Origin of the sequence: Escherichia sp. MR (assembly GCF_005280595.1) — a bacterium.
GTDB lineage: Bacteria > Pseudomonadota > Gammaproteobacteria > Enterobacterales > Enterobacteriaceae > Escherichia > Escherichia ruysiae.
Map to the genome: position 1 here is coordinate 12,933 of NZ_SZVK01000034.1, position 23,374 is coordinate 36,306.

Consider the following 23,374-nt stretch of genomic DNA (forward strand, 5'->3'; position numbering starts at 1 on the left):
GTCAGAACGGTTTGGTCGGCAGATATTTGCCATCTAAAGTGATGACCGCGCGTTCGCCACCTTCCGGATCCGCCACCTTCTTGACGTCGAGTTTGAAGTTAATCGCGCTGATGATGCCATCGCCAAACTTCTCATGAACCAACGCTTTCAGGGTTGTGCCGTACACCTGCAACATTTCATAGAAACGATACATCGTTGGGTCGGTTGGAATACGGTCATCAATGCAGCCACGCAGTGGAATCATCTGCAACAGTAGAATGGCGTCTTCGTCGAGATCCAGCTTCGCCCCGACCAGGCGGGCGGCGTCGGCAGGAAGCGCCTGCTGCCCCAGCAAAGCAGCGGTCACGAAGGCTTCTGCCAGACCGGTGCCGTCGGCAAGCTCGGCAAATGAGAGATCTTTTTTCGCTTTGCTGAGCAGAATGGCATCGGCAAGATCAAGACGAATATTGCGGTTAATTTGCGACTGAATCATGGTAAATCTCCTGATGGTTTAAAAATAAGGTTACGCTGCGGTTGGCTGGCGTAGCGGTATGGCACAAACGCCGGGATTGGTTGCCAGTGGTACGAACTGGCGGGTTGCGCCGTCAAAGGCTGCGATACTGCCGCTTTCAATGTCGTAGACCCAGCCGTGCAGCGCGATCCGTCCCTCTTCGAGCGCCAGGCGCACCGATGGATGCGTTTGCAAATTAGCCAACTGAGCAATGACGTTTTCACGCACCATCGCCGCAGCTTTGGACGGTAAATCGCGATGCGGGCGCACCTCATTAACGACGCGGGCAGAATCGGCATAACGCAGCCAGTGGGAGACGGCAGGCATATGGTTCATGCACTGACAGCTGGCAATGGCGGTCATGGCGCCACAGTTGGAATGACCACAAATCACAATGTCAGATACCCGAAGCGCAGCGACGGCATACTCCACCGAAGCAGAAACGCCACCGGGTTCCGGCCCGTAGGAAGGGACAATATTGCCCGCGTTGCGAATAACGAACAGATCGCCAGGTTCACGTTGCGTCACAAGCTCAGGAACCAGACGGCTGTCGGAGCAGGAAATAAAAAGTGTGCGCGGGCTTTGTTGTGTCGCCAGCTGTTTAAACAAGGCTTCCCGCTCAGGAAATGCTTCGCGCTGGAATTTAAGAAATCCGTCAATAATCTCTTTCACCGTTAATCCTCTGTCTGTCTCTGGAATGAGAGGCAGACTACTCGCCGATTGTCATAAGGTAAAAGTCTCATTTATGATGAGTTCTATTGGATTTACTTATAGGTTGGCGAATGCTCTCTCGACATATCAATTATTTTCTTGCCGTGGCTGAACATGGCAGCTTCACCCGTGCCGCCAGTGCGTTACACGTCTCCCAGCCTGCGCTTTCCCAGCAGATTCGCCAGTTAGAGGAGAGTTTAGGCGTGCCGCTGTTTGACCGTAGCGGGCGAACGATTCGTCTCACCGATGCGGGGGAAGTCTGGCGACAGTACGCCAGCCGGGCATTACAGGAACTGGGAGCGGGTAAACGGGCGATTCATGACGTTGCCGATCTGACGCGAGGATCGCTGCGTATCGCCGTCACTCCCACCTTTACAAGCTACTTTATCGGCCCTTTAATGGCGGATTTCTATGCGCGCTACCCCGGCATCACGCTCCAGCTACAGGAAATGTCGCAGGAGAAAATCGAAGATATGCTTTGCCGCGACGAGTTGGACGTTGGGATTGCCTTCGCGCCTGTGCATTCGCCGGAGCTTGAGGCAATTCCTCTACTGACAGAAAGTTTAGCGTTAGTCGTGGCGCAACATCATCCGCTGGCTGCCTGTGAACAGGTGGCGTTGAGTCGCTTGCATGATGAAAAACTAGTGCTGCTCAGCGCGGAATTTGCCACCAGAGAGCAAATTGACCACTACTGCGAGAAAGCGGGGCTGCATCCACAGGTGGTCATTGAGGCGAACTCAATTAGCGCGGTTCTGGAGCTGATTCGCCGCACTTCCCTTTCCACATTGTTACCAGCAGCGATTGCCACACAACATGACGGGCTTAAAGCTATTTCTCTTGCCCCGCCACTACTGGAGAGAACGGCGGTTTTGTTGCGGCGGAAAAATAGCTGGCAGACAGCCGCCGCGAAGGCATTTTTGCACATGGCGTTGGATGAATACGCGGTGTTGGCGGGAATGAATCACGGTAGCCACTGACACAGGTCAGTGGCTGGAATTGCCTGATGCGCTACGCTTATCAGGCCTACGAGTTTAGTGCTCTACGTAGGCCGGATAAGGCGTTCACGCCGCATCCGGCATAAACTACGCTCGCTGTAACCCAGGCAATCACCGTTTGTAATCGATGGCTTCTGGCTGCTCCAGATACACGGTGGTTTGTGCCGGTTGTGTACTGGCAATCACCTTACCGCCACGAACCGAATAACGCACCGGAACCTGACGGCGCAGCGCATCAAACCCATTTTCAGCCGGCAGGATAATCAGGTTGGCGCTGTTTCCGGCGGCAATGCCGTAATCCTGCAAATTCAACGTTCTGGCGCTGTGGTGGGTGATTAAATTCAGGCCGTCGTTAATCTGCCCGTAGCCCATCAGCTGGCAAACATGCAGCCCCATATGCAGCACTTGCAGCATATTCGCCGTTCCCAGCGGATACCACGGATCGAAGACATCATCGTGACCAAAGCAGACGTTAATGCCGGACTCCAGCATCTCTTTAACGCGCGTGATGCCGCGACGTTTTGGATACGTATCGAAACGCCCTTGCAGATGAATATTGACCAACGGGTTGGCGACAAAGTTAATACCGGACATTTTCAGCAAGCGGAACAGGCGCGAGGTATACGCCCCGTTATAGGAGTGCATTGCCGTGGTGTGGCTGGCGGTGACTCGCGCGCCCATTCCTTCACGGTGCGCCAGGGCGGCAACGGTTTCGACAAAACGCGACTGCTCATCATCAATCTCGTCACAGTGAACGTCGATGAGACGGTCGTATTTTTGCGCCAGGGCGAAGGTTTTATGCAGCGACTCCACGCCGTATTCACGGGTAAATTCAAAATGCGGAATCGCCCCCACTACGTCAGCCCCTAAGCGTAACGCCTCTTCCAGCAACGTTTCACCGTTGGGATACGACAAAATCCCTTCCTGCGGGAAGGCGACAATTTGCAGATCAATCCACGGCGCGACTTCCTGCTTCACTTCCAGCATTGCTTTCAATGCGGTCAGCGTTGCATCCGAAACATCGACATGGGTACGCACATGCTGAATGCCGTTGGCAATCTGCCATTTCAGCGTTTGCCATGCGCGTTGTTTCACATCGTCATGGGTTAATAACGCTTTGCGCTCGGCCCAGCGTTCAATGCCTTCAAACAGCGTGCCGGACTGATTCCAGTTCGGTTGCCCGGCGGTTTGCGTGGTGTCCAGATGAATATGCGGCTCCACAAACGGCGGTAAAACTAAACCTTGTTCGGCATCCAGGCTATTTTCTGTTACGGGCATCACGCCGGATTGTGCATCAATGGCGCTGATTTTTCCGTCGTGCAGATGAATCTGCCACAGCCCCTCTTTGCCGGGTAAGCGGGCGTTAATAATGGTCTGTAAAGCGTTATTCGACACTGTTAGCCTCCACATGCGTCATTGTAGCTGTCGTTTTGCGATTCAAAATCGGGTTAAGGATCAGATAGCTCAGCGCGCCACCTAATACCGCGTTGACCGGAACAATTCCCGGTAACCAGTGGCCTGCGGCAATCCCCAGCGCGACCGCCAGAATCGCCACCCAATTGACACTCATCATACGCGTGGTCGCAAAGTGCTCATAGCGGCGACGGTTCATCAGATAGTCGGCGATGATCACGCCACCTACCGGAGGAATAGCTGCCGAAAGGAAGGTCAACCAGCCGACAAAATTGTTATACAGCCATAGTGCGCAGACCGTACCGATAATACCGTTAATCACCGAAAGGGTTTTGCTCGACATACCGGTAATGTTGGCGAAACCTAAACCCGACGCATAAAGTGCGTTATCGTTGGTGGTCCAGATATTCAGCCCCAGCACCACAATCGCAGGCAGCAGCAAACCCTGAGCAATCATCACATCAGAGATATCCGCCATCCCCAGTGCCGCAGCGCCCGCCGCACCGAAAATAAACATCAACGAGTTGCCGAGGAAAAAGGCCACCATCGCCACCAGCACCGCCAGTTTGGCATTGCGACCAAACCGGACAAAGTCAGCGGTGAGCGTGCCCGCACTGATAAATGAACCGACAACCAGCGCCAGCGCGACATTGAAATCTAACGGTTGTGCGGGAACGACCGCTTTCAATGCATCCAGACCGCCCATGCCGTTAACGGCCAGCCACACGGAATAACCGCCCAGGCAGGCAATCGCCGGAACCGCAATTACAGACAGAACCGTCAGCGCCGAAATGCCAAAGAAGACGGTAACGGTCATCAGTAAACCGGAGACGGCAATCAGCAAATTGATATCCAGCCCGGTTGCCTTGCCCACCGGAATAGCAAACATCGCCACGCCGACGCCAAACCAGCCAACCTGAGTGCCCCCCAGCAGCAGTGAAGGCAGCCATGAGCCTTTGACACCAAACGAGAAGCGAGCAAGAAGATGGGTGGTCAGGCCGGTTTTTGCGCCAATGTAACCAAGAAATGAAGTGTAAATACCGAGGAGAAGATTACCGATGAGAACTGCGAGGAAGAAATCATGATAGCTAAGACCGGTTCCGAGAGTGCCGCCGGTCCACATACTGGCGGAAAAAAAGGTTAATCCCAGCATGACGAACGTCAATGCCAATACCCCTTTCCGCGCCGACTGCGGGACTGGCCCCTGGCTAAAGTTGTTATCTTGCGACACGAAATTCCCCCTTTTTGCTGTTTGAAACCCAAAAAATCCGCCGCATTCTATTCATCTGAAAATAAAAAGCAATCGTTTCCGTGGGGAAATATATTTTTTATATGAATGAATAAAAAAAGATGGGGAAAAATTTATCAGTGTAAAAACAGTGGGTAGGCATGATAAGACGCGTCAGCGTCGCATCAGGCATCTGCGCACGGTGTCGGATGCGGCGCGCGACGCATCCGACAATACCTTACTCTTCCATCGCCTGGCGGATTTGATCCAACGATGAAGGATCATCAATGGTCGTCAGATCCCCCGGATCGCGTCCTTCGCAAATCGCCTGGATCGTGCGGCGCAGCATTTTTCCGGATCGCGTTTTCGGCAACTGCGAGACAAACCAGACGTGCGCCGGGCGGCCAAAGTTGCCAATCTGGCTGTCCACCAGCGCCATAATCGCCTTCTCTTGCGAGTGCGCCACCTCACGGTCTTCCAGACTATCGCTCTCTTTCGGAATGACAAACGCCACCGCCACCTGCCCTTTCAGCGCATCTTTCACCCCAACCACCGCTACTTCGGCAACGCCCGGATGACTGGAAATACTCTCTTCAATCTCGCGCGTGCCCAGCCGATGCCCGGCAACGTTAATCACATCGTCGGTACGCCCGAGAATAAAGTGATAACCGTCAGCGTCGCGGATACCCCAGTCAAACGTGGCGTAAACCGGACGGGAAAACAGCGACCAGTAAGTCTTCACAAAGCGGTCGTCGTCGCCCCAGATGGTCTGAATACAGCCCGGCGGCAATGGTCCTTCCACCACCAGCATCCCTTTCTCATTGACACCACACGGCTCACCAGTGACTTCATTGAGCAACTGCACGTTGTAGCCATACATCGGCACGCCGGGGCTTCCCAGCCGCGTCGGCCTGTCGTCCAGACCACGAGCAATCGCCATAATCGGCCAGCCGGATTCGGTCTGCCAGTAGTTGTCGATGACCGGCACATCCAGCGTATTGCTCACCCAACTGGCGGTCGGCTCGTCCAGCGGTTCTCCAGCCAGATAGAGTACTTCCAGCGACGAAAGATCGTGTTTGCGAATTTCAGCGGTAGGGAATTTTTTCAGCACGCGAATGGCGGTCGGCGCTGAGAACATCCGGCTCACCTGATATTTCTCGACGATTTTCCACCACACGCCGCAGTCAGGCCAGGTCGGCAATCCTTCGTAAACAATGGTCGCCATCCCCGCCAGCAGCGGCGCGTAGACGATATACGAATGCCCTACCACCCAGCCGATATCCGACGCGCAAAAGAACACGCCACCCGCTTTGCCGCCAAAAATGGTTTCCATCGAGGTCGCCAGCGCCACCGCATAACCGCCGACGTCACGCTGCACGCCTTTAGGTTTGCCGGTCGTGCCGGAGGTGTAGAGAATGCAGGAGGTTTCGTTGGATTCCAGCCACGCCACCGGCACCCGCGCGCCGATGTGCTGATGGCGCAACGACGCGAAATCGACATCCCGCCCGCTGACGCGCGCCATTTTCGCCAGCCCGCGATCCACCAGCAAAACGTGGCGCGGCTGGTGCTGCGCCTGGCTTATCGCATCGTCGAGCAATTTTTTATAGGGAATGATTTTGCCGCCGCGCGCTCCGGCATCTGCCGAGACAATCAACACCGGTTTAGCGTCATCAATCCGCGCCGCCACGCTGTGCGAGGCAAATCCACCAAACACCACCGAGTGAATAGCGCCAATGCGCGCGCAGGCCAGCAGAGTAATATGCGCTTCGGCAATCATCGGCATATACACCAGCACCCGATCGCCACGCTGCACACCCAGTGAGCGCAGCATTGACGCCACCGCGTTTACTTCGTCATGAAGCTGGCGAAAGGTAAAGGTGCGCTCTTCTTCTGTTTCCGAAGAGACGGCAATCAATGCCAGCGCCTCTGGCTGTTTCTCCAGCCAGCGGTCGATGGCGTTGTGGCACAAGTTGGTTCGGCCTTCACAAAACCAACGGGCAAACGGCGGATTGCTGTGATCGAGCGTTTGTGTAAAGGGCGTCTGCCAGTCAATACGCTGAGCCTGCTCAGCCCAGAACTGCTCCGGTTCGTTAATCGAACGCTGATAAAATTCGCTAAAAGACATAATGCTCTCCTGTTGAACTTACGCCTTACCGCCGTTTACTTAAATGACGTACAGGTCGAGATACTCATTGACCGGCATCTGTTCGAGGCGAGTTCTGTCGAGAGAAACGTCCAGAATGCGCTGCTGCTGGCGAGTCGGGAACTGGCGTGCGAGGTTGATTTTGAATTTATCGACCAGTTTCGGAATGCCATCCTGACGGCGACGGGCATGACCAATCGGGTACTCCACCACCACTTCTTCAAAGCGCGTGCCGTCGGTGAACTCAAGGGTAATGGCATTGGCGATGGCGCGTTTTTCCGGGTAGTGGTAGTCAACGGTAAACGCCGGATCTTCAAAGCAATTGATCTTCTCGCGCAGGGCGTCGATGCGTTTATCTTGCGCAACGTTGTCCTCGTAATCTGCCGCCGTTAAGCGCCCGAACAGCAGCGGGATCGCCACCATGTACTGAATGCAGTGATCGCGGTCTGCCGGGTTATTGAGCGGCCCTTTTTTGTCGATGATGCGAATACAGGCTTCGTGGGTGCGAATGGTCACTTTTTCGATATCCGCCGCCGTTTTGCCTGCTGCCTGCATCTGTTCATAGAGCGTCATCGCCGCTTCAACTGCCGTCTGGGAGTGGAACTCCGCCGGGAAGGAGATTTTGAACAGCACATTTTCCATAACGTAGGAACCATACGGGCGCTGGAAACGGAACGACTCGCCTTTAAAGGAGACGTCGTAGAAGCCCCACACCGGCGCGGTCAGGGCTGACGGATAACCCATTTCGCCGGTTTTCGCCATCAGTGCCAGACGTACCGCGCGGGAAGTGGCATCGCCCGCCGCCCAGGATTTGCGCGTGCCGGTGTTCGGCGCATGGCGATAGGTGCGCAGCGACTGACCGTCTACCCACGCCAGCGAAACGGCGTTGAGAATTTCCTCGCGGGTCAGGCCGAGCATTTCGGCGACCACGGCGGTGGAAGCCACTTTCACTAACAGAACGTGGTCGAGGCCGACGCGGTTAAAGGAGTTTTCCAGTGCAATACAGCCCTGAATTTCATGGGCTTTGATCATTGCGGTCAGCACCTGTTTCATGGTCAACGGCGCTTTGCCGCTGGCGACCGCGTTGCGCGAAAGCCAGTCCGCCGTTGCCAGAATGCCGCCGAGGTTGTCGGAAGGATGGCCCCACTCCGCCGCCAGCCAGGTATCGTTGAAATCGAGCCAGCGGATCATCGCGCCAATGTTAAATGCCGCCTGGACGGGGTCGAGCTGGAACTGAGTTCCGGGGACGCGCACGCCGTTAGGTACGACGGTGCCGGGGACAATTGGCCCCAGCAGTTTTTTACAGGCCGGGTATTCGAGAGCTTCCAGACCGCAGCCGAGAGTGTCGAGCAGGCAGTAATGTGCGGTGTCGTAGGCCACTCTGGAGCTGATTTCGAAGTTCATTACGTAATCGACGATATCAATAATTTCGCGGTCGAATTCCGGGCGGATGTTGTTGATTTGAGCTGACATTGGGTACGTTTCCTTCGGATTTTTTATAAAGTTAAAGTGATTGTTTTTTACTCTGTTATCGAGAGTGAGTGTTTACTTCTGAGCAGGCCTTTCCCCTCACCCTAACCCTCTCCCCGGAGGGGCGAGGGAACTGTCCGTGCACTCGGTCAAATGGAGCGCGTTTTTCCCCCTCTCCCTTCCGGGGAGTGAGCCGGGGCGAGGGAATTGTTCGTGCACCCGGTCAAATGGAGCGCGTTTTTCCCCCTCTCCCTTCCGGGGAGTGGGCCGGGGCGAGGGAATTGTTCGTGCACCCGGTCAAATGGGGCGCGTTTTTCCCCCTCTCCCTTCCAGGGAGAGGGCCGGGGTGAGGGTCTGTGCTCGCACCTGAGCTGACCTTCCCCCTCACCCTAACGGGCAAATTGTGCACGCGGTTACCTCCTGCTCCGTTCTTCTTACTGCCGCTTATCCAGCGCGACAAACGGGCGGTCTTCCGGGCCAACATAATTGGCGGAAGGACGGATAATTTTGTTGTCCTGACGTTGTTCGATAATGTGCGCCGCCCAGCCAGTAACGCGGGCGATAACAAACAGTGGCGTAAACATCTCGGTGGGAACGCCCATCATGTTGTAGGAAACGGCTGAGAACCAGTCGAGATTGGGGAACATCTTTTTGCTCTCCCACATCACTGTTTCCAGGCGATCGGCAATGTGGTACATCTTCAGCGAGCCGCCTTCCTGCGAGAGCTGCTTCGCCACGCGTTTGATCACCTGATGACGCGGGTCGGCGATGGTATAAACCGGATGACCAAAACCAATGACCACTTCTTTGTTTTCCACGCGTTTGCGGATATCTGCTTCGGCTTCGTCCGGCGTTTCGTAGCGTTGTTGGATCTCCAGCGACACTTCATTCGCCCCACCGTGTTTCGGCCCGCGCAGTGCGCCAATCGCGCCGATAATGGCTGAATACATGTCAGAGCCGGTGCCCGCAATCACCCGGCTGGTAAAAGTGGAGGCGTTAAACTCGTGCTCGGCATACAGCACCAGTGAAATATGCATCGCCTTTTCCCAGCTTTGCGATGGCTTTTCGCCATGCAGCAGATGCAGGAAGTGACCGCCGATGGAATCGTCATCAGTTTCCGGCTGGATGCGTTCGCCGTTGTGGCTATAGTGATACCAATAGAGAAGAATCGAGCTAAGTGACGCCAACAGTTTGTCGGCAATATCCCGCGCACCAGAGACGGTGTGCCCCTCTTTTTCCGGCAGTGTGCAGCCGAGCGCGGAAACGCCGGTGCGCATGACATCCATCGGATGTGACGCCGCAGGTAAAGCCTCCAGTACAGTACGCACGTTAGCCGGTAAGCCACGTAGGGCTTTTAGTTTCGTTTTGTAAGCGGCGAGTTCGTCACGGGTCGGCAGTTTGCCGTGGATCAGCAGGTGCGCCACTTCTTCAAATTCGCAATGTTCCGCCAGATCGAGAATATCGTAGCCACGGTAATGCAGGTCATTGCCGCTTTTACCCACGGTGCAGAGCGCCGTATTGCCCGCCGGAACGCCGGAAAGTGCCACAGATTTTTTCGGTTTAATGACATGGGTATTGTTTTGCAGGATCGTTGTGTCGCTCATGTTGTCCTCGTCATTGTTATCATTTGTAGGGTCGGGATTATTGTCGGATGCGACGCCATGCGTCTTATCCGACCTACAGTTCAGTTCATCCTGTAGGCCTGATAAGTCGCGTCAGCGGCGCATCAGGCATCGGTTGTCGAATACAACCAACGGGCGTTTTTTATTTCGCCTGACTACGGGCAAACAGGTCGTCGAGCTTCTCTTCGTACTGGTAATAGTTGATGCTTTCGTACAACTCGTTGCGGGTCTGCATGGTGTCGATCACGCTTTTCTGCGTGCCTTCCTGACGCAGGACGTTGTAGACATGTTCAGCGGCGCGGTTCATGGCGCGAAACGCTGAAAGCGGGTACAGCGCCATTGCAACATGGGCACTGCGTAATTCATCGGTAGTGAACAGGGGCGTTGCGCCAAATTCGGTAATGTTGGCGAGGATTGGCACCTGCACCGCATCGGCAAACTGGCGGTACATGGCGAGTTCGGTAATCGCCTCCGGGAACAACATCTCGGCACCGGCTTCAACGTAGGCCTGCGCACGCTCGATCGCGGCATCCAGCCCCTCTACCGCCAGCGCATCGGTGCGTGCCATGATCACAAAATCAGGATCGGTTTTCGCATCCACCGCCGCGCGGATCCGATCCACCATCTCTTCTTTTGAGACGATCGCTTTGTTCGGACGATGACCGCAGCGTTTCGCGCCGACTTGATCTTCAATATGTAAGCCTGCCGCCCCTGCTTTGATCATCGATTTCACGGTGCGGGCGACGTTAAAGGCCGAAGAGCCAAAACCAATATCAGCATCCACCAGCAACGGCAGCGAACAAACGTCGGTGATACGGCGAATGTCGGTCAGTACATCATCAAGGGTAGAAATACCGAGATCGGGCAACCCCAGCGAGCCTGCCGCCACACCGCCCCCGGAGAGATAAATCGCCTGATACCCGGCACGCTGTGCCAGCAGCGCATGGTTAGCGTTGATGGTGCCGACAATCTGCAATGGATTTTCTTTAGTGAGTGCAGCGCGAAAAGCTTTACCTGGAGAGTGTAGAGACATAGCACATCCTTTGTTATCAACTTGTTATTTGCGTTAATAAACACAAAGCAAGGGATGTGCCACAATTGCATGAATGTAATTAAATTTTTATTTTCAATAAGTTAACTTAAAATCCTTAATTTAATCCGCAAATATGCGTTTCAGTTAACGTTTCAGGCAATGTTTCACTGCGTTTCATTGCAACAATTATGAAACAAGACTAAACCCAATATTCGGTTTCTTAATTCTTTAGGGTGCTATGGCACATCCACCACGGCTGAACGACGACAAACCCGTTTTTTGGACGGTATCAGTGACGCGCTTGTTCGAACTGTTTCGCGATATCAGCCTTGAGTTTGATCACCTGGCGAACATTACGCCTATCCAGCTTGGCTTTGAAAAAGCGGTGACCTACATCCGCAAGAAACTGGCCAGCGAACGCTGCGACGCTATCATCGCCGCTGGCTCTAACGGCGCGTATCTGAAGAGCCGCCTGTCGGTGCCGGTGATTCTGATCAAACCCAGCGGATTCGATGTGTTACAGGCACTGGCAAAAGCCGGAAAACTCACCTCTTCTATCGGCGTTGTCACCTATCAGGAAACCATTCCGGCGCTGGTCGCGTTTCAAAAAACCTTTAATTTGCGCCTTGATCAACGTAGCTACATCACCGAAGAAGACGCACGCGGGCAGATTAACGAGCTAAAAGCTAACGGCACCGAAGCCGTGGTCGGTGCCGGGCTGATTACCGATCTGGCAGAAGAAGCCGGAATGACCGGAATTTTTATCTATTCCGCTGCCACCGTGCGCCAGGCGTTCAGCGATGCGCTGGATATGACGCGCATGTCTCTCCGGCATAACGCCCAGGATACTACCCGCAACGCCCTGCGTACTCGTTACGTTCTGAGCGATATGCTTGGTCAATCACCACAGATGGAACAAGTGCGGCAAACCATTTTGCTCTATGCCCGCTCCAGTGCGGCGGTGTTGATTGAGGGAGAAACGGGAACCGGTAAAGAGCTGGCGGCTCAGGCGATTCATCGGGAATACTTTGCCCGCTACGATGCGCGACAGGGCAAAAAGTCGCATCCGTTTGTTGCCGTCAACTGCGGGGCGATTGCTGAATCATTGCTGGAAGCGGAGCTGTTTGGCTATGAAGAAGGGGCGTTTACCGGCTCACGACGCGGAGGCCGCGCCGGGCTGTTTGAAATCGCCCACGGCGGCACGCTGTTTCTTGATGAGATTGGCGAAATGCCGCTTCCTTTGCAGACTCGCCTGCTGCGGGTTCTGGAAGAAAAAGAGGTCACTCGCGTCGGCGGACATCAACCGATTCCGGTGGATGTGCGGGTCATCAGCGCCACCCACTGCAATCTGGAAGAGGATATGCAGCAAGGACATTTTCGCCGTGATCTGTTTTATCGACTGAGTATTCTGCGTATGCAATTGCCACCATTGCGCGAGCGAGATGCGGATATTCTGTCGCTGGCGGAAAGCTTTTTGAAAGCGTCTCTGGCGGCGCTCTCCGCCCCGTTTTCTGTTGCATTACGCGAGGGGTTAAATACCTGCCAGGTGGTTTTATTGCACTATGAGTGGCCGGGAAATATTCGTGAACTACGCAATATGATGGAGCGACTGGCGCTATTTTTAAGTGTGGAACCGACGCCGGATTTAACACCGCAGTTTTTGCAACAGCTACTGCCGGAATTAGTCCACGAGTCGGCGAAAATTACCGCCTCCCCTTTGCTGACACCCCAACAGGCACTGGATAAATTTAATGGTGATAAAACAGCAGCGGCGAATTATTTAGGCGTCAGCCGGACGACGTTCTGGCGGCGGCTGAAAAATTAAATTGCCGGATGCGGCGTGAACGCCTTATCCGGCCTACAAAACCATGAATTTCAATATATTACGCTCACCGATAGACGTGCGCATCGGGCATATTTACAGGGGCTTCAGAATTACTTCTTCTTATAGATATTTGCCGTACCGTGGATCTTATTGTCAGTCTGACCGGAGGTCAGTACCAACACATCAGCACCTTTTTCATCCGCTTTTTTGATCAAATCTTCTTTTGCATCTGCAGTCGACATTTCATTACTTGTTGAAATATCACCTATTTTTTCATATTGCGATTCAACCTTTTCAAATTCCGCTTTGGTCATCAATTCAGCAGCATAGACGTTTGTAACAACAAAAGCTAACGCACCAACTAAGAGCTTAGTTCCAGTTTTCATAAGTGAACTCCATAATGTGTGATTGGCTAATGCCCTGAAGCTAACAGTCATCATCAGGGTTGATTAATAAGTAGTTCAGCGGTTAGGAAAAATCTATAGGAAAAGAGAATATATTTGTATTGTTCTTAATGCGAACCACTCTTGTCCAACTGGTTAATAACTTTCACTGCAAGTATCGCTGGTGTTATTTGAATTATTTTTCATAAAAATCTCATATTTTCACCCTGCCAGAGATTCAATATAAAACTTACATTATCCACATTATTTTTCTGAACAAGAAAAAACCAACCATCTATTGGATTGATTTTTATAAGCATTATTTATTTTATTCCTTATTAACCTTAAGACGATTTACTATTATTTTTAATGATAATAGTAAAAAACTTCACTCACACCATTTACAAACCACTAAAACCTATCAATGCAATGAACAACTAACAATTTAATAAATTTATTGTATCTAATATTACAGATATTCTTATTTGGCAACTTGCATGCTTACACCCAACAAGTCTTCAGGAAGAAAATCAGTGCAATAAAACACATCTCGCTATTTATATTTTAAGGATGAAAGTGAGTGATATGAGTGATATGAAGTTAACAAAACATGCTTTATCAACCCTGGCTATAGCCATTTCAACAATACTATACACACCAGTATCTCTGGCCGTTGACCCTCCCTCAAATCTAAATAGTAGAGTTGTCGTCAATAATAATGAAGAATTGAAACTCATTGCTTCAGAGGGTTACAATCCCAAATGGAAGCAATTTGGTTTTTTGATGGTGGGCGAAAACTCTAATGGCTCCGTTATCCTTGATAATATGTTAATTATTACCAGATACTCTACCATAGGTAGAAATTCTGAAGGTTCCATCACTTTATTAAACCATACCGACTGGCAGTTTAATCTCACTGCACCCAGGATGGAGCTGGGGACATATGATGGTTCCGGCACCGTATATGTGTTAGAAGGCAGTAAGATAAGTGGCCTGCAAGACCTAAAAATTGGTGATTATTATGGTGATGCCAAAGGATTGATGTTTATTGATGGGGAAAACTCGTCAGTTACCTCTAACATTACTACTGTTGGCAATCAGGGAACCGGCAATTTACGTATTACTAATGGCGGTACATTCACTTCCTTAGCTCAACTAAATATAGGCTATGCTTCTCCAGTCAATGGTATATCAGAAAATCTTAATAGTTATGGAAATATCCTGGTTGACGGTAAAAATTCAACATTGAATGCTGAATATATTTATCTTGGCGGATTTAGCCCTGATGTTCCGGTTACGACTACCGGTATCCTTACCGTTAATAACGGTGCAACAATCAATGCCAATTCGTTTATCTGGGTTACTCTCGCCCCTGGCGCCACAGGCGTTTTAAATATTGGTGGTGCGCAAGGTGAGGCTGAACAGCCTGCAGGTTCGATTAATACGCCATTTATTCATTTGGGAGCCGCAGATGCTTCCTCCTCGTCGGTAGTAAACTTTAATCACTCCAGTGCCGATTTTGTTCTGGCCTCACCTATCCAGGGAAATGGTCAGGTTAACCAGGTAGGTTCCGGGACAACCACATTATCCGGCTCGAATAACTATGCCGGTAATACCTATATAACAAAAGGCAGCCTACGCGCAGGTAAAGAAAATACCTTCAGCCCCAACTCCGATTATATTGTCGACAACGATGGGCATCTCGATTTAAACAGTTATTCGCAGGCGTTAAAAACGCTGACGCTGGCTGGAACAACAACGTTGTCTTCGTATGAACAGGGTCACGAGTTCACGCCGACCACACTGACCATTAACGGCAACTACACCGCCAATGATGGCCTGTTAGTCATGCATACTGTATTAGGCGATGATAATTCCGTAACGGATAAACTCATCGTAAAAGGTGATACTTCCGGTAGTACCCGCATTATGGTCAACAATGCGGGCGGTCTGGGCGCGAATACTCTGGAAGGGATAAAAATTGTAGAGGTTGACGGCCTGTCAGAGGGCGTTTTCAGTAAAGAAGGTCGCATTGTTGCCGGTCCCTATGACTACAACGTGGTAAAAAGCGACAATCAGAACTGGTTTTTAACCAGTGAAATTCCCGCAGGACCGTATACTCCACCGGAACTGCCCGTCATCCCGGAACCAGATCCTGAGCCTCCTGTAACACCAGAACCGCCTGTGACACCGGAGCCGCCTGTTACGCCATCTGTCCCACAACCAGAACGAAAACATCTGTATCGCCCGGAAATTGGTAGCTATCTTGCCAATATTCAGGCGGCAAATACGCTGTTTAATACCCGACTGCATGACCGTCTGGGGGAAACACAATATACCGACCTGCTGACCGGTGAGCAGAAAGCGACCAGTCTGTGGTTACGTAACATTGGCGGACACAATCGTTTTAAAGATCGCTCGGATGAACTGAGCACTCAGAGCAACCGTTATGTTCTGCAACTTGGCGGCGATCTTGCGCAATGGAGCAGTAACGCACTCGATCGCTGGCATCTCGGCCTGATGGCCGGCTATGCCAACAGCAAGAGTCACACGCATTCCAGCCTGACCGGGTACAGCTCTCGTGGGCAAATCGACGGCTACAGTGTGGGGGTGTATGGCACCTGGTACGCTAACGAAGCAGATAAAACAGGAACTTATGTTGATAGCTGGTTGCTCTATAACTGGTTTGATAACACCGTCTCCGGCGAGTATCTGCCCAGTGAAAAATATCACTCTGACGGTATCACCGCCGCCATTGAAGCGGGTTATACCTTCCGTCTTGGTGAAAGCGCAGATGCCCGCACCAGCTACTGGTTGCAGCCTAAAATGCAACTGACGTGGATGGATGTGAAGGCAGACAATCATACTGAAGACAATGGCACTCTGGTTGAGGACAGCACCGAAGGCAACCTGCAAACGCGTCTGGGGGTGAAAGCGTACCTGCAGGGTCACAATGCTATTGATGATCATAAAGCGCGTTCCTTCCAGCCTTTCGTGGAAGCCAACTGGATTTATAACTCCCGCAATTACAGCGTGAAGATGGATGGCATCAGCGATGAAATCATCGGCACGCGTAACATCGGCGAGCTAAAAGTTGGGGTGGAAGGTCAGCTTAATCCACGTCTGCAACTGTGGGGCAACGTCGCCCAGCAGTTGGGGGACAACGGTTACAGCGATACCCAGGGAATGCTGGGCATGAAATATCTCTTTTAATGCCACTTTGCCGCCCGTCACGATACGGGCGGCACTCTTTTTAGATCAACGTTCTTTGTGATCGCGCTCGCATTCAGTCATTTTTACTATAAATATGATGAAGTTAATTCAGCTTATTTATGGATGAAATCACTATGGATCCTTTGCACGCCGTTTACCTGACCGTCGGACTGTTCGTCATCACGTTTTTTAATCCAGGCGCAAATCTCTTTGTCGTGGTTCAAACCAGTCTGGCTTCTGGTCGTCGCGCGGGCGTACTCACCGGGCTTGGTGTGGCACTGGGCGACGCCATCTATTCCGGGCTGGGATTATTTGGGATGGCAACGCTCATTACTCAGTGTGAAGAGATTTTCTCACTCATTAAAATCGTCGGCGGATCTTATCTCTTATGGTTTGCCTGGAACAGTATGCGCCGACAATCAACACCACAGATGAGCGCGTTACAGCAGCCCCTTAGCGCCCCCTGGTATGTATTTTTCCGCCGTGGGTTAATTACCGATCTCTCGAATCCACAAACAGTTTTATTTTTTATCAGTATCTTCTCAGTGACGTTAAGTGCAGAAACGCCGACCTGGGCGCGTTTAATGGCCTGGGCAGGGATTGTGCTCGCGTCTGTTATCTGGCGTATATTTCTTAGTCAGGCGTTTTCTTTACCCGCCGTGCGTCGCGCATATGGACGTATGCAGCAGGTCGCCAGTCGGATTATTGGTATGGTTATTGGTCTATTCGCGCTACGGCTGATTTATGAAGGGGTGACGCGGCAATGAGCTGATGATTGGTAATTAATACGATTGAAAAGTTGGACCGCCATCGAGGCCTCGAACCCCGTACCATACAACAATCCTGATTGTCGTCTGCTCTTCCTGATGAGCTAATGGCGGTTTTTTGATACGAACCTTACAGCATATTTTCTGTCAGGCCCTGGTGCGATGCATAAGATACAGAAACTGCCCTACGCAAACCTGACGGAATTATGATTTTTTTCATATGAATGTCAACCCATACATTCACAAAATGTCTTTGTTGTTCATTAATAAAGCAATAGCGAATCCCTGTCGATTTACTCGCCCATGGTATTCCCTACGCCAGGGGAGTGCCCGCCAGCACCGCTTCAAAATCTGCGGCGCTCAGATCGGTTGCCCCTTTGAGCATATCTCTCGCCAATGCCCGGCGTCGGTTCAGTAATTCATCCAACGTTTCTTCAAAAGTCATTAACTGGCTATCACGCACCGTCGGATAATAGACGTAAACATCTTTCTGCTGCCCGATACGGTAGGCCCGATCGGTCGCCTGATCTTCCTTCGCCGGATTCCAGCAACGGGTAAAGTGGATGACATGATTTGCTTTTTGGACATTGACGCCAAACCCAACCGCAATGGTGGATAAAATAATGACGTTAAAACCGGGCGTTGACTGAAATGTATCGATCAGGCTCTGACGATTTTGATCGCTGCCAGATTTGGTGCTGGTATCACCATTAATAATAAAAGGCTTAAAGCCAAAATGCTGCGCAATCAGATGTTGCAGTTCTCGTTGAATATCGCGCAGTTCCGTAAAAATAATCACTTTGTCATCAGATGACTGGCGAATCGTATTTAATGTCTCCAGCAGCCATTTTACTTTCGGGGCATCGTTCCGTAAGCGCAAATCTGCACTGACGGAATAAGGCCATGCGCAAATAAGTTTCAGGCGATGCAGTAACCCCAGCATACCTGAGCCTCGTTGATCCAGCCCTTCGCTGATCTCCTGTTGATTTTGCCAGCTTGCAACCGAGTGGGTATAGAGATCCCGTTGCAATGGCAGCATATTCAACTGTTTACAGCGTTGATCTTCAATCTTATCCGGCAGGTCTTTCGCCACTTCTTCTTTGGTGCGGCGCAGCGTCTGCGGTTCTATTAATTTACGTAGCGATTCGAGGACAGCATTATCATTCTGTTGCTCAATGGGGCGCAGATAATCTTTACCAAAATTATTTAAAGCCCCCAACAAACCTGGCTGCACGAAGTCAAATAAACACCACAGATCGACAAGGATATTTTCGACCGGTGTTCCGGTACATGCGACTTTAAATTGTGCCTGAATGGCTTTTGCCGATTGGGTAATTAATGCCGCCGGATTTTTAATTTTCTGCGCTTCGTCGCACACCATTATGGACCAGGGCTGACGAGCCAGCGAAAATTCCTGATCGCGCAACGTCTCATAGGTGGTAAGAACAATATGCGCGTCACCCACCCAGTCACTTTGCAGTAAGTTCTTAATCCCCTTACTTTTAAGCGCCTGTGGAATACTCTCTTTCGCGCATTTCTTAGCCTTAAGTTCATTACCGTAGAGTTTTAAAATCGACACCTGCTCGCGCAGGAAGAAATTCCCAACCTCACGCTCCCAGTTATCGAGTAACGACACCGGAGCAACAATCAGCGAAGGAGGCGCATCCGGGAAACGTTCACGATGCCAGATGAGAAAAGTTAGAATCTGTAAGGTTTTACCCAGCCCCATATCGTCTGCGAGCAAACATCCCGCCGTCTCTATTGGCGACTTTAGATACAACTGCTGGAGCCACGCTACCCCTTTACGCTGGTGTTCACGTAGCTGAATGGACGTTTTGAGGATCATCGGCAGTTCGACTTCTGCCTGATGTGCACCGAGCAAAGAGTCCCGCCGTTGTTTAACATACAGCGCCTGCTCGATATTTTGTTCTATCAGCAGAACGGCGCGACTGACCGGCTCACTACTGACGCCATCATTTGTTTCACCGTCGATTTTCTTTTTCCATTTATCGTGGAAAATTTCTGCTTCTTCACGGGGCAAAAGGTTGTCGTTCCAGGGCATGGCGACTTCCGGCGCATCCGTGGCTTTTGCCTCTTCCAGCCGCTCTTCCAGTTCCTGAAAATGTTGATGATTATCGAGATCCCAGCCAGAGAACATAGCCTCGCACATCTCTTGCGCAAGGTTCTCCGGAAGCCATTTTTCACTTTCACTTTTGACCAGATAAGGCGAACTTATTTTTTCAAATTCACCGATCCCGATAACCCGGTCGCTGTATTTGTTCAGATCGAGGACGTGGGTAAAATTCATTCCCGCCGCCTGGTGCTGCCAGTTTTCAAGCAACGCCTGATAACCTTGCAGTTCTTCCTGGCTGAATCTGGAAAGCTCCAGATCGTAACCCTGCCAGACTCCGGCGGGCAGTTGTGCCGCTAACTTTTGCTCCAGTTCAGAGAGCAACGCCGCCAGTTCACCTGGACGTTTAAAGATATAGGTTTCATCCGCCACAGATTGCTCAGTTCTGGGGCTGAGAAGAAGCGTTACCGCCGCAATTTGCCTGTTTTCATCAATCTGCGGCTCCAGACGGAAATCATAAAAGTAGATCCCGGCGTCCTGCAAATTCTGCTCATAAACGTCAGGATCAAGCACCTGGCTCGCCTCTTCACCAATCCAGGTGTAGGGGTTGCGAACAAATGAGAGCGCATCATCCCCCGCCACGCGACGCCCCGTAATAGCGTGCACGGAGGTCAGGACGTCTTTGACTTCAGGGGAAAGAATGACATGGTTTAAGACACCATCGTCCCCTAAAACACGGTAGCGATCCTGCACCTGTTGCGTGCGGTCAAAACTCTGTAACCAGTTGGCAGGCTGCTCATCAAAAACAGGTTCAATTTCCAGCACCGGAGTATCCACCACCAGCGATTTTCGCAGTTTTAACTGCAACGATTCCGGCCTGATGACGATCGTTTTCGCGAGATAGTCATCCAGTTTTGCCCCTGCTTTTTTGGCCTGCCGCCGTATTTTGGCCCAACGGGTTTGGTTGACCATTTCGCCCGGCGTCTGTCGCTGCTGCAACCTGAGTTGCTGTAGTGCGTCCAGAAGTTGCCAGTTCTCTTCACTTAACATAAAGGTGCCTTCCGCAGAGGAAAAGCTGGCGCCTGTGCAAGTTATCTCAACAGGGCGATAGTCATCAGGTAGGGTCCATTTATCAATGAAAACGCGAAAAGTGTCATCGCTAATGCTTCCTGTTGCAGCAAGATGAGCCGTCAGACTGCGCTGTGAAGGGAAAGCAAAAATCGCCAGACTGCTGACATAGTCGTCATTTTTCCGGATGCGGTAAAAATCATCCCAGCTAAGAAACCAGCAATCAGACCAGTGTGAAACATAATCTTCCTCATGAAGCTGTTCCAGGCATGAGGCGACAGGCCAGTTATCTTCGCTATCGGCAAGACTAAAGGGGAAAGCAAAACCCTCTTCTTTCATTACATACAGCGGCGCAAATGAAGCAGGTAGTGAAGTATTCTCTTTAATAAATTTACCCAACAATTTTTTGAACACTATTTGCTCCAGTAAGTAAATTTACCCAGCACAGGTTTAAACCCAAGGCTGAGTAATTTTTGCGCCGCTTCATGGTCTGGTTCATTGAACTGAATATGGATTGCGCCCCCCAGCCCTCGTTTATCCATCACTTTGCAATCGACCGAACGAATAATCTCCCGGATTTGTTGTTCCCGGTCGGGGAGATCTTTTTTGGCTTTTAACGAGGAGGCGATGATTTTGATTTGCTCTTCCCGGTCTGACTTTGCATCACTGACTTCATGTTCAGATAACGATGCAGGTTCAGGCCGACTCACGGTCTTTGAGGCATTGAAGCGAGAGATATCCAAAGTGACAGAGGACTGATTTAAATCTTCCGCAACGTAATCAATACCCAGCTTACGAAGTTCTTCGTCATATCGGCTCATCCACCCCTCAATTCGGTTGAGTGAGTAGAGAAATACCGGCGACAAATGCGGTAAACGCAACCGGACTTTACGGCGGTTATTCCGCTTATCTTTCAGATCATAATCAATATCAAGAATGCCGGTTTCCGGATTAAAGGGCGCATTCCCCATATGGTAGGCATACATCGCCCCCACTTTCGAAAATTCGACAAACAGATAATCACCAATGCGCATAATCATGGCATTGTTATCGCGTGAACCAGAACCTTGCAAACGGCTTAATCGCCCTGCGTTTTTCGCCCTGAATTCAACATAATCGGCATCTTTGGATCGCAGCGCATCTTCGCCCAGCACAATGCGCGTATAGCTCATTTGGTTGGCAAAACGTAGCCAGTAGAACAGGCGCGCATGGTCAACATCCCGATTGCCTTTCAGCAATTCAAAGAACAGTTTCAGGTCGTCTTTGGCGAACCATCCTTGCACCATCAGTAATACCGGATTTTCAACGTGAACCTGCCAGCTTTTATTACGGCTGGTTAACTGCGGATTTCCCCAATATTCCAGGGCCAATTGCTTGAGTTCGAAATGCGTTTGATGTTTAAAAGCCGACTGATAATAACGGGTCAGAGTGGCTGCCAGAATATTATCTTTAAACCGCGTAAGCTGGCGGCTCAAGGCGATAAGAGAATGAATTTTCTGCTGAAAAGCATCGTCAGTCAGGCAAAAAATCTCATTGACCAGGTGGTTAACAATTTTGCGCCATAACCAGCTGGTTTGCGGAATTTGCGCGACTTTCTCCAGCACCGAAATATCCGTGATTTCTCCACGCCCAAGCTGTTGTCCGAGAAGAAAACCTGCATTATCGGTAAAAATATCGCTATAGGTGTCAATGACCGACATCCAGGACATCTGACGCGGCGCACTCTCTTTTAGCTGTTGAAACCCGCGAGCAATCTGCGTGCGTAGCTGAAGCCACTGCGGATTCTTTTCCGGCATATCGCTGGAATGACCAAAGTAGCTGGTACATAGCGCCAGCCATTCGCGGCGTGTTAACCGCTGCTGCGCAATTTTTTGTTCAATTTCAGCGATAATCCTCGCGAAGTTTGTTGCATCATCAATCAATGCAATTTCAAACAGATCGCCTTCTGCCACGTCATTAAGGCCAAAAAAAATCATCTTCCACTCGAAGGGCTTTGGCGTATCCCCCGCACGCAGCCGGGCAATGGCCTGTCGGCGTTTCTCCAGAGGGGGAACCATCTGCACCGCGCGAGCATCTACCTTCCTCTCAAGTTGCGCGATAACGCGCTGAAGATAGTGAAAAGCATGACTTACCGTCGGCTGCACGTTCTGCTCCCGATAGGGCAGCAAACGGGTTTTCAGTTTTTCAATAGCGGAAGTCATTGCATGGCTCCCAACTGACAGGTTTCCTGACTAATGCCAGGAACAACATCCATGCTTTCGTCGCGCTTTTTGTCTTTCAGGCCAAAGAATTGCATCCGCAGTTCTACGCGACGGCTGGCTTCTTTGCTCTCTTTCGCATTGTTGAACGAAACCCCGCCCGCCAGAAATAATTTGCGGATCTGGACCTGTTGTTCCGGGGTTATTTTTTGCTGTAGCGCGCTTCTGCTATCCAGCAAACTGCACATCACCCATTCCGAGCGTTGCAACGAAAGGTGCAGGTTATAGAGATAAGAACCGTCAGTATCCGTAAAACCTTCTATAACAATTTGCTTAAACCATTTTTTGCCTTCATCGCTATTTGCCGCCTCCAGCACTAACGGCACCACATCCTGTAGCGCCTGTAATCCTTCGGCGTTAAGCGCAAAGCGATTGTGCTCAAAACGCCCTGCTTCACCAAAGCTGATACGGTTGTCATGGCAGTCAACCTGAATCGTCTTATTGAGATTCTTTGCCTGAAGCTCAAGTTTTTCACACAGGCGAGCGATATCATGCCCGCGCGATTTCTCCCCCGCCTCCGCCTGCTGGATCCGCTGCGTAACAGAGCTAAGTGACGCCACCATCACCACCAGAAACAGCACCATCATGGCGGTCATCAGGTCTGCATAGGAGATCCAGAAGGGTTTTTCCGCTTCATCGCTGCGCCGTTGCCTGCCATTAAATACCCGGTTAAACATCAGCCTG

16 protein-coding genes are annotated in these 23,374 nt (G+C 51.2%); 4 read left to right on the forward strand and 12 right to left on the reverse strand.

Annotation, left to right across the window (positions count from 1 at the left end; all coding sequences use genetic code 11):
* Window position 1: 1 nt before the first annotated feature.
* On the reverse strand, window positions 2–472 hold the full coding sequence (gene cynS, locus FC814_RS14855; RefSeq protein ID WP_000616250.1) for a cyanase: 471 nt from the start codon (window positions 470–472) through the stop codon (window positions 2–4).
* Between the two features lie 30 nt (window positions 473–502).
* Entirely contained in the window at window positions 503–1,162 is a 660-nt protein-coding gene (cynT, locus tag FC814_RS14860) for a carbonic anhydrase CynT (RefSeq protein ID WP_000658635.1), read from the reverse strand.
* A 110-nt stretch (window positions 1,163–1,272) separates the two neighbouring features.
* Between cynT and cynR the strand changes: the two genes are divergently transcribed.
* Window positions 1,273–2,178, forward strand: a complete 906-nt coding sequence (gene cynR, locus FC814_RS14865; RefSeq protein ID WP_137326127.1) for a transcriptional regulator CynR — start codon at window positions 1,273–1,275, stop codon at window positions 2,176–2,178.
* A gap of 129 nt (window positions 2,179–2,307) precedes the next feature.
* Here the strand turns inward: cynR and codA are convergent, their stop codons facing one another.
* The 6 genes from codA to prpB all read right to left on the reverse strand — a co-directional run bounded on the left by codA (window position 2,308) and on the right by prpB (window position 11,105).
* Complete coding sequence (codA, locus tag FC814_RS14870) at window positions 2,308–3,591, reverse strand: cytosine/isoguanine deaminase (RefSeq protein WP_010344717.1); 1,284 nt, start codon at window positions 3,589–3,591, stop codon at window positions 2,308–2,310.
* The gene (codB, locus tag FC814_RS14875; protein WP_085460440.1) at window positions 3,581–4,840 is read right to left on the reverse strand and encodes a cytosine permease; all 1,260 of its coding nucleotides are present in this window, start codon (window positions 4,838–4,840) and stop codon (window positions 3,581–3,583) included. Before codB ends, codA begins: the two co-directional genes overlap by 11 nt.
* A 235-nt stretch (window positions 4,841–5,075) precedes the next feature.
* On the reverse strand, window positions 5,076–6,962 hold the full coding sequence (gene prpE / locus FC814_RS14880; RefSeq protein WP_137326114.1) for a propionate--CoA ligase: 1,887 nt from the start codon (window positions 6,960–6,962) through the stop codon (window positions 5,076–5,078).
* Between the two features lie 39 nt (window positions 6,963–7,001).
* Window positions 7,002–8,453, reverse strand: a complete 1,452-nt coding sequence (gene prpD / locus FC814_RS14885; RefSeq protein WP_137326115.1) for a 2-methylcitrate dehydratase — start codon at window positions 8,451–8,453, stop codon at window positions 7,002–7,004.
* Window positions 8,454–8,884: 431 nt separating this feature from the next.
* Window positions 8,885–10,054: a 2-methylcitrate synthase gene (gene prpC, locus FC814_RS14890; RefSeq protein ID WP_001285883.1), complete on the reverse strand. Its 1,170-nt coding sequence runs from the start codon at window positions 10,052–10,054 to the stop codon at window positions 8,885–8,887.
* A gap of 160 nt (window positions 10,055–10,214) precedes the next feature.
* On the reverse strand, window positions 10,215–11,105 hold the full coding sequence (gene prpB / locus FC814_RS14895; RefSeq protein ID WP_000052204.1) for a methylisocitrate lyase: 891 nt from the start codon (window positions 11,103–11,105) through the stop codon (window positions 10,215–10,217).
* Window positions 11,106–11,343: 238 nt separating this feature from the next.
* On the opposite strand from prpB, the gene prpR reads away from it, so the two are divergent.
* A complete protein-coding gene (gene prpR, locus FC814_RS14900; protein ID WP_137326116.1) occupies window positions 11,344–12,930 on the forward strand; it encodes a propionate catabolism operon regulatory protein PrpR in 1,587 nt (528 codons plus the stop codon).
* A gap of 110 nt (window positions 12,931–13,040) precedes the next feature.
* Here the strand turns inward: prpR and yahO are convergent, their stop codons facing one another.
* Entirely contained in the window at window positions 13,041–13,316 is a 276-nt protein-coding gene (gene yahO, locus FC814_RS14905; RefSeq protein WP_000848012.1) for a DUF1471 family periplasmic protein YahO, read from the reverse strand.
* A gap of 582 nt (window positions 13,317–13,898) precedes the next feature.
* Here yahO and FC814_RS14910 point away from each other — a divergent pair.
* Window positions 13,899–16,526, forward strand: coding sequence for an autotransporter outer membrane beta-barrel domain-containing protein (locus tag FC814_RS14910; RefSeq protein WP_137326128.1), 2,628 nt, complete (start codon window positions 13,899–13,901; stop codon window positions 16,524–16,526).
* A gap of 134 nt (window positions 16,527–16,660) precedes the next feature.
* Window positions 16,661–17,293, forward strand: coding sequence for a LysE family transporter (locus FC814_RS14915; RefSeq protein ID WP_137326117.1), 633 nt, complete (start codon window positions 16,661–16,663; stop codon window positions 17,291–17,293).
* Window positions 17,294–17,606: 313 nt separating this feature from the next.
* Here the strand turns inward: FC814_RS14915 and zorD are convergent, their stop codons facing one another.
* From zorD to zorB1, 3 genes are read right to left on the reverse strand one after another with little or no spacing between them, the layout of a single operon-like run.
* On the reverse strand, window positions 17,607–20,846 hold the full coding sequence (gene zorD, locus FC814_RS14920; RefSeq protein ID WP_137326118.1) for a type I Zorya anti-phage system protein ZorD: 3,240 nt from the start codon (window positions 20,844–20,846) through the stop codon (window positions 17,607–17,609).
* Window positions 20,846–22,633 (reverse strand): type I Zorya anti-phage system protein ZorC, encoded by a 1,788-nt coding sequence (gene zorC / locus FC814_RS14925; protein ID WP_137326119.1) that lies wholly within the window; start codon window positions 22,631–22,633, stop codon window positions 20,846–20,848. Before zorC ends, zorD begins: the two co-directional genes overlap by 1 nt.
* Window positions 22,630–23,367, reverse strand: a complete 738-nt coding sequence (gene zorB1, locus FC814_RS14930) for a type I Zorya anti-phage system protein ZorB1 (RefSeq protein WP_000483327.1) — start codon at window positions 23,365–23,367, stop codon at window positions 22,630–22,632. The genes zorC and zorB1 overlap by 4 nt, the downstream gene beginning before the upstream one ends.
* Window positions 23,368–23,374 lie beyond the last annotated feature (7 nt).

Bases quoted from the DNA above. Each gene is read 5' to 3' on its own strand.
- cynS (WP_000616250.1), bottom strand. From the start codon at position 472: ATGATTCAGTCGCAAATTAACCGCAATATTCGTCTTGATCTTGCCGAT.
- cynR (WP_137326127.1), top strand. From the start codon at position 1,273: ATGCTCTCTCGACATATCAATTATTTTCTTGCCGTGGCTGAACATGGC.
- prpE (WP_137326114.1), bottom strand. From the start codon at position 6,962: ATGTCTTTTAGCGAATTTTATCAGCGTTCGATTAACGAACCGGAGCAG.
- prpD (WP_137326115.1), bottom strand. From the start codon at position 8,453: ATGTCAGCTCAAATCAACAACATCCGCCCGGAATTCGACCGCGAAATT.
- prpC (WP_001285883.1), bottom strand. From the start codon at position 10,054: ATGAGCGACACAACGATCCTGCAAAACAATACCCATGTCATTAAACCG.
- prpB (WP_000052204.1), bottom strand. From the start codon at position 11,105: ATGTCTCTACACTCTCCAGGTAAAGCTTTTCGCGCTGCACTCACTAAA.
- prpR (WP_137326116.1), top strand. From the start codon at position 11,344: ATGGCACATCCACCACGGCTGAACGACGACAAACCCGTTTTTTGGACG.
- yahO (WP_000848012.1), bottom strand. From the start codon at position 13,316: ATGAAAACTGGAACTAAGCTCTTAGTTGGTGCGTTAGCTTTTGTTGTT.
- FC814_RS14910 (WP_137326128.1), top strand. From the start codon at position 13,899: ATGAGTGATATGAAGTTAACAAAACATGCTTTATCAACCCTGGCTATA.
- FC814_RS14915 (WP_137326117.1), top strand. From the start codon at position 16,661: ATGGATCCTTTGCACGCCGTTTACCTGACCGTCGGACTGTTCGTCATC.
- zorC (WP_137326119.1), bottom strand. From the start codon at position 22,633: ATGACTTCCGCTATTGAAAAACTGAAAACCCGTTTGCTGCCCTATCGG.
- zorB1 (WP_000483327.1), bottom strand. From the start codon at position 23,367: ATGTTTAACCGGGTATTTAATGGCAGGCAACGGCGCAGCGATGAAGCG.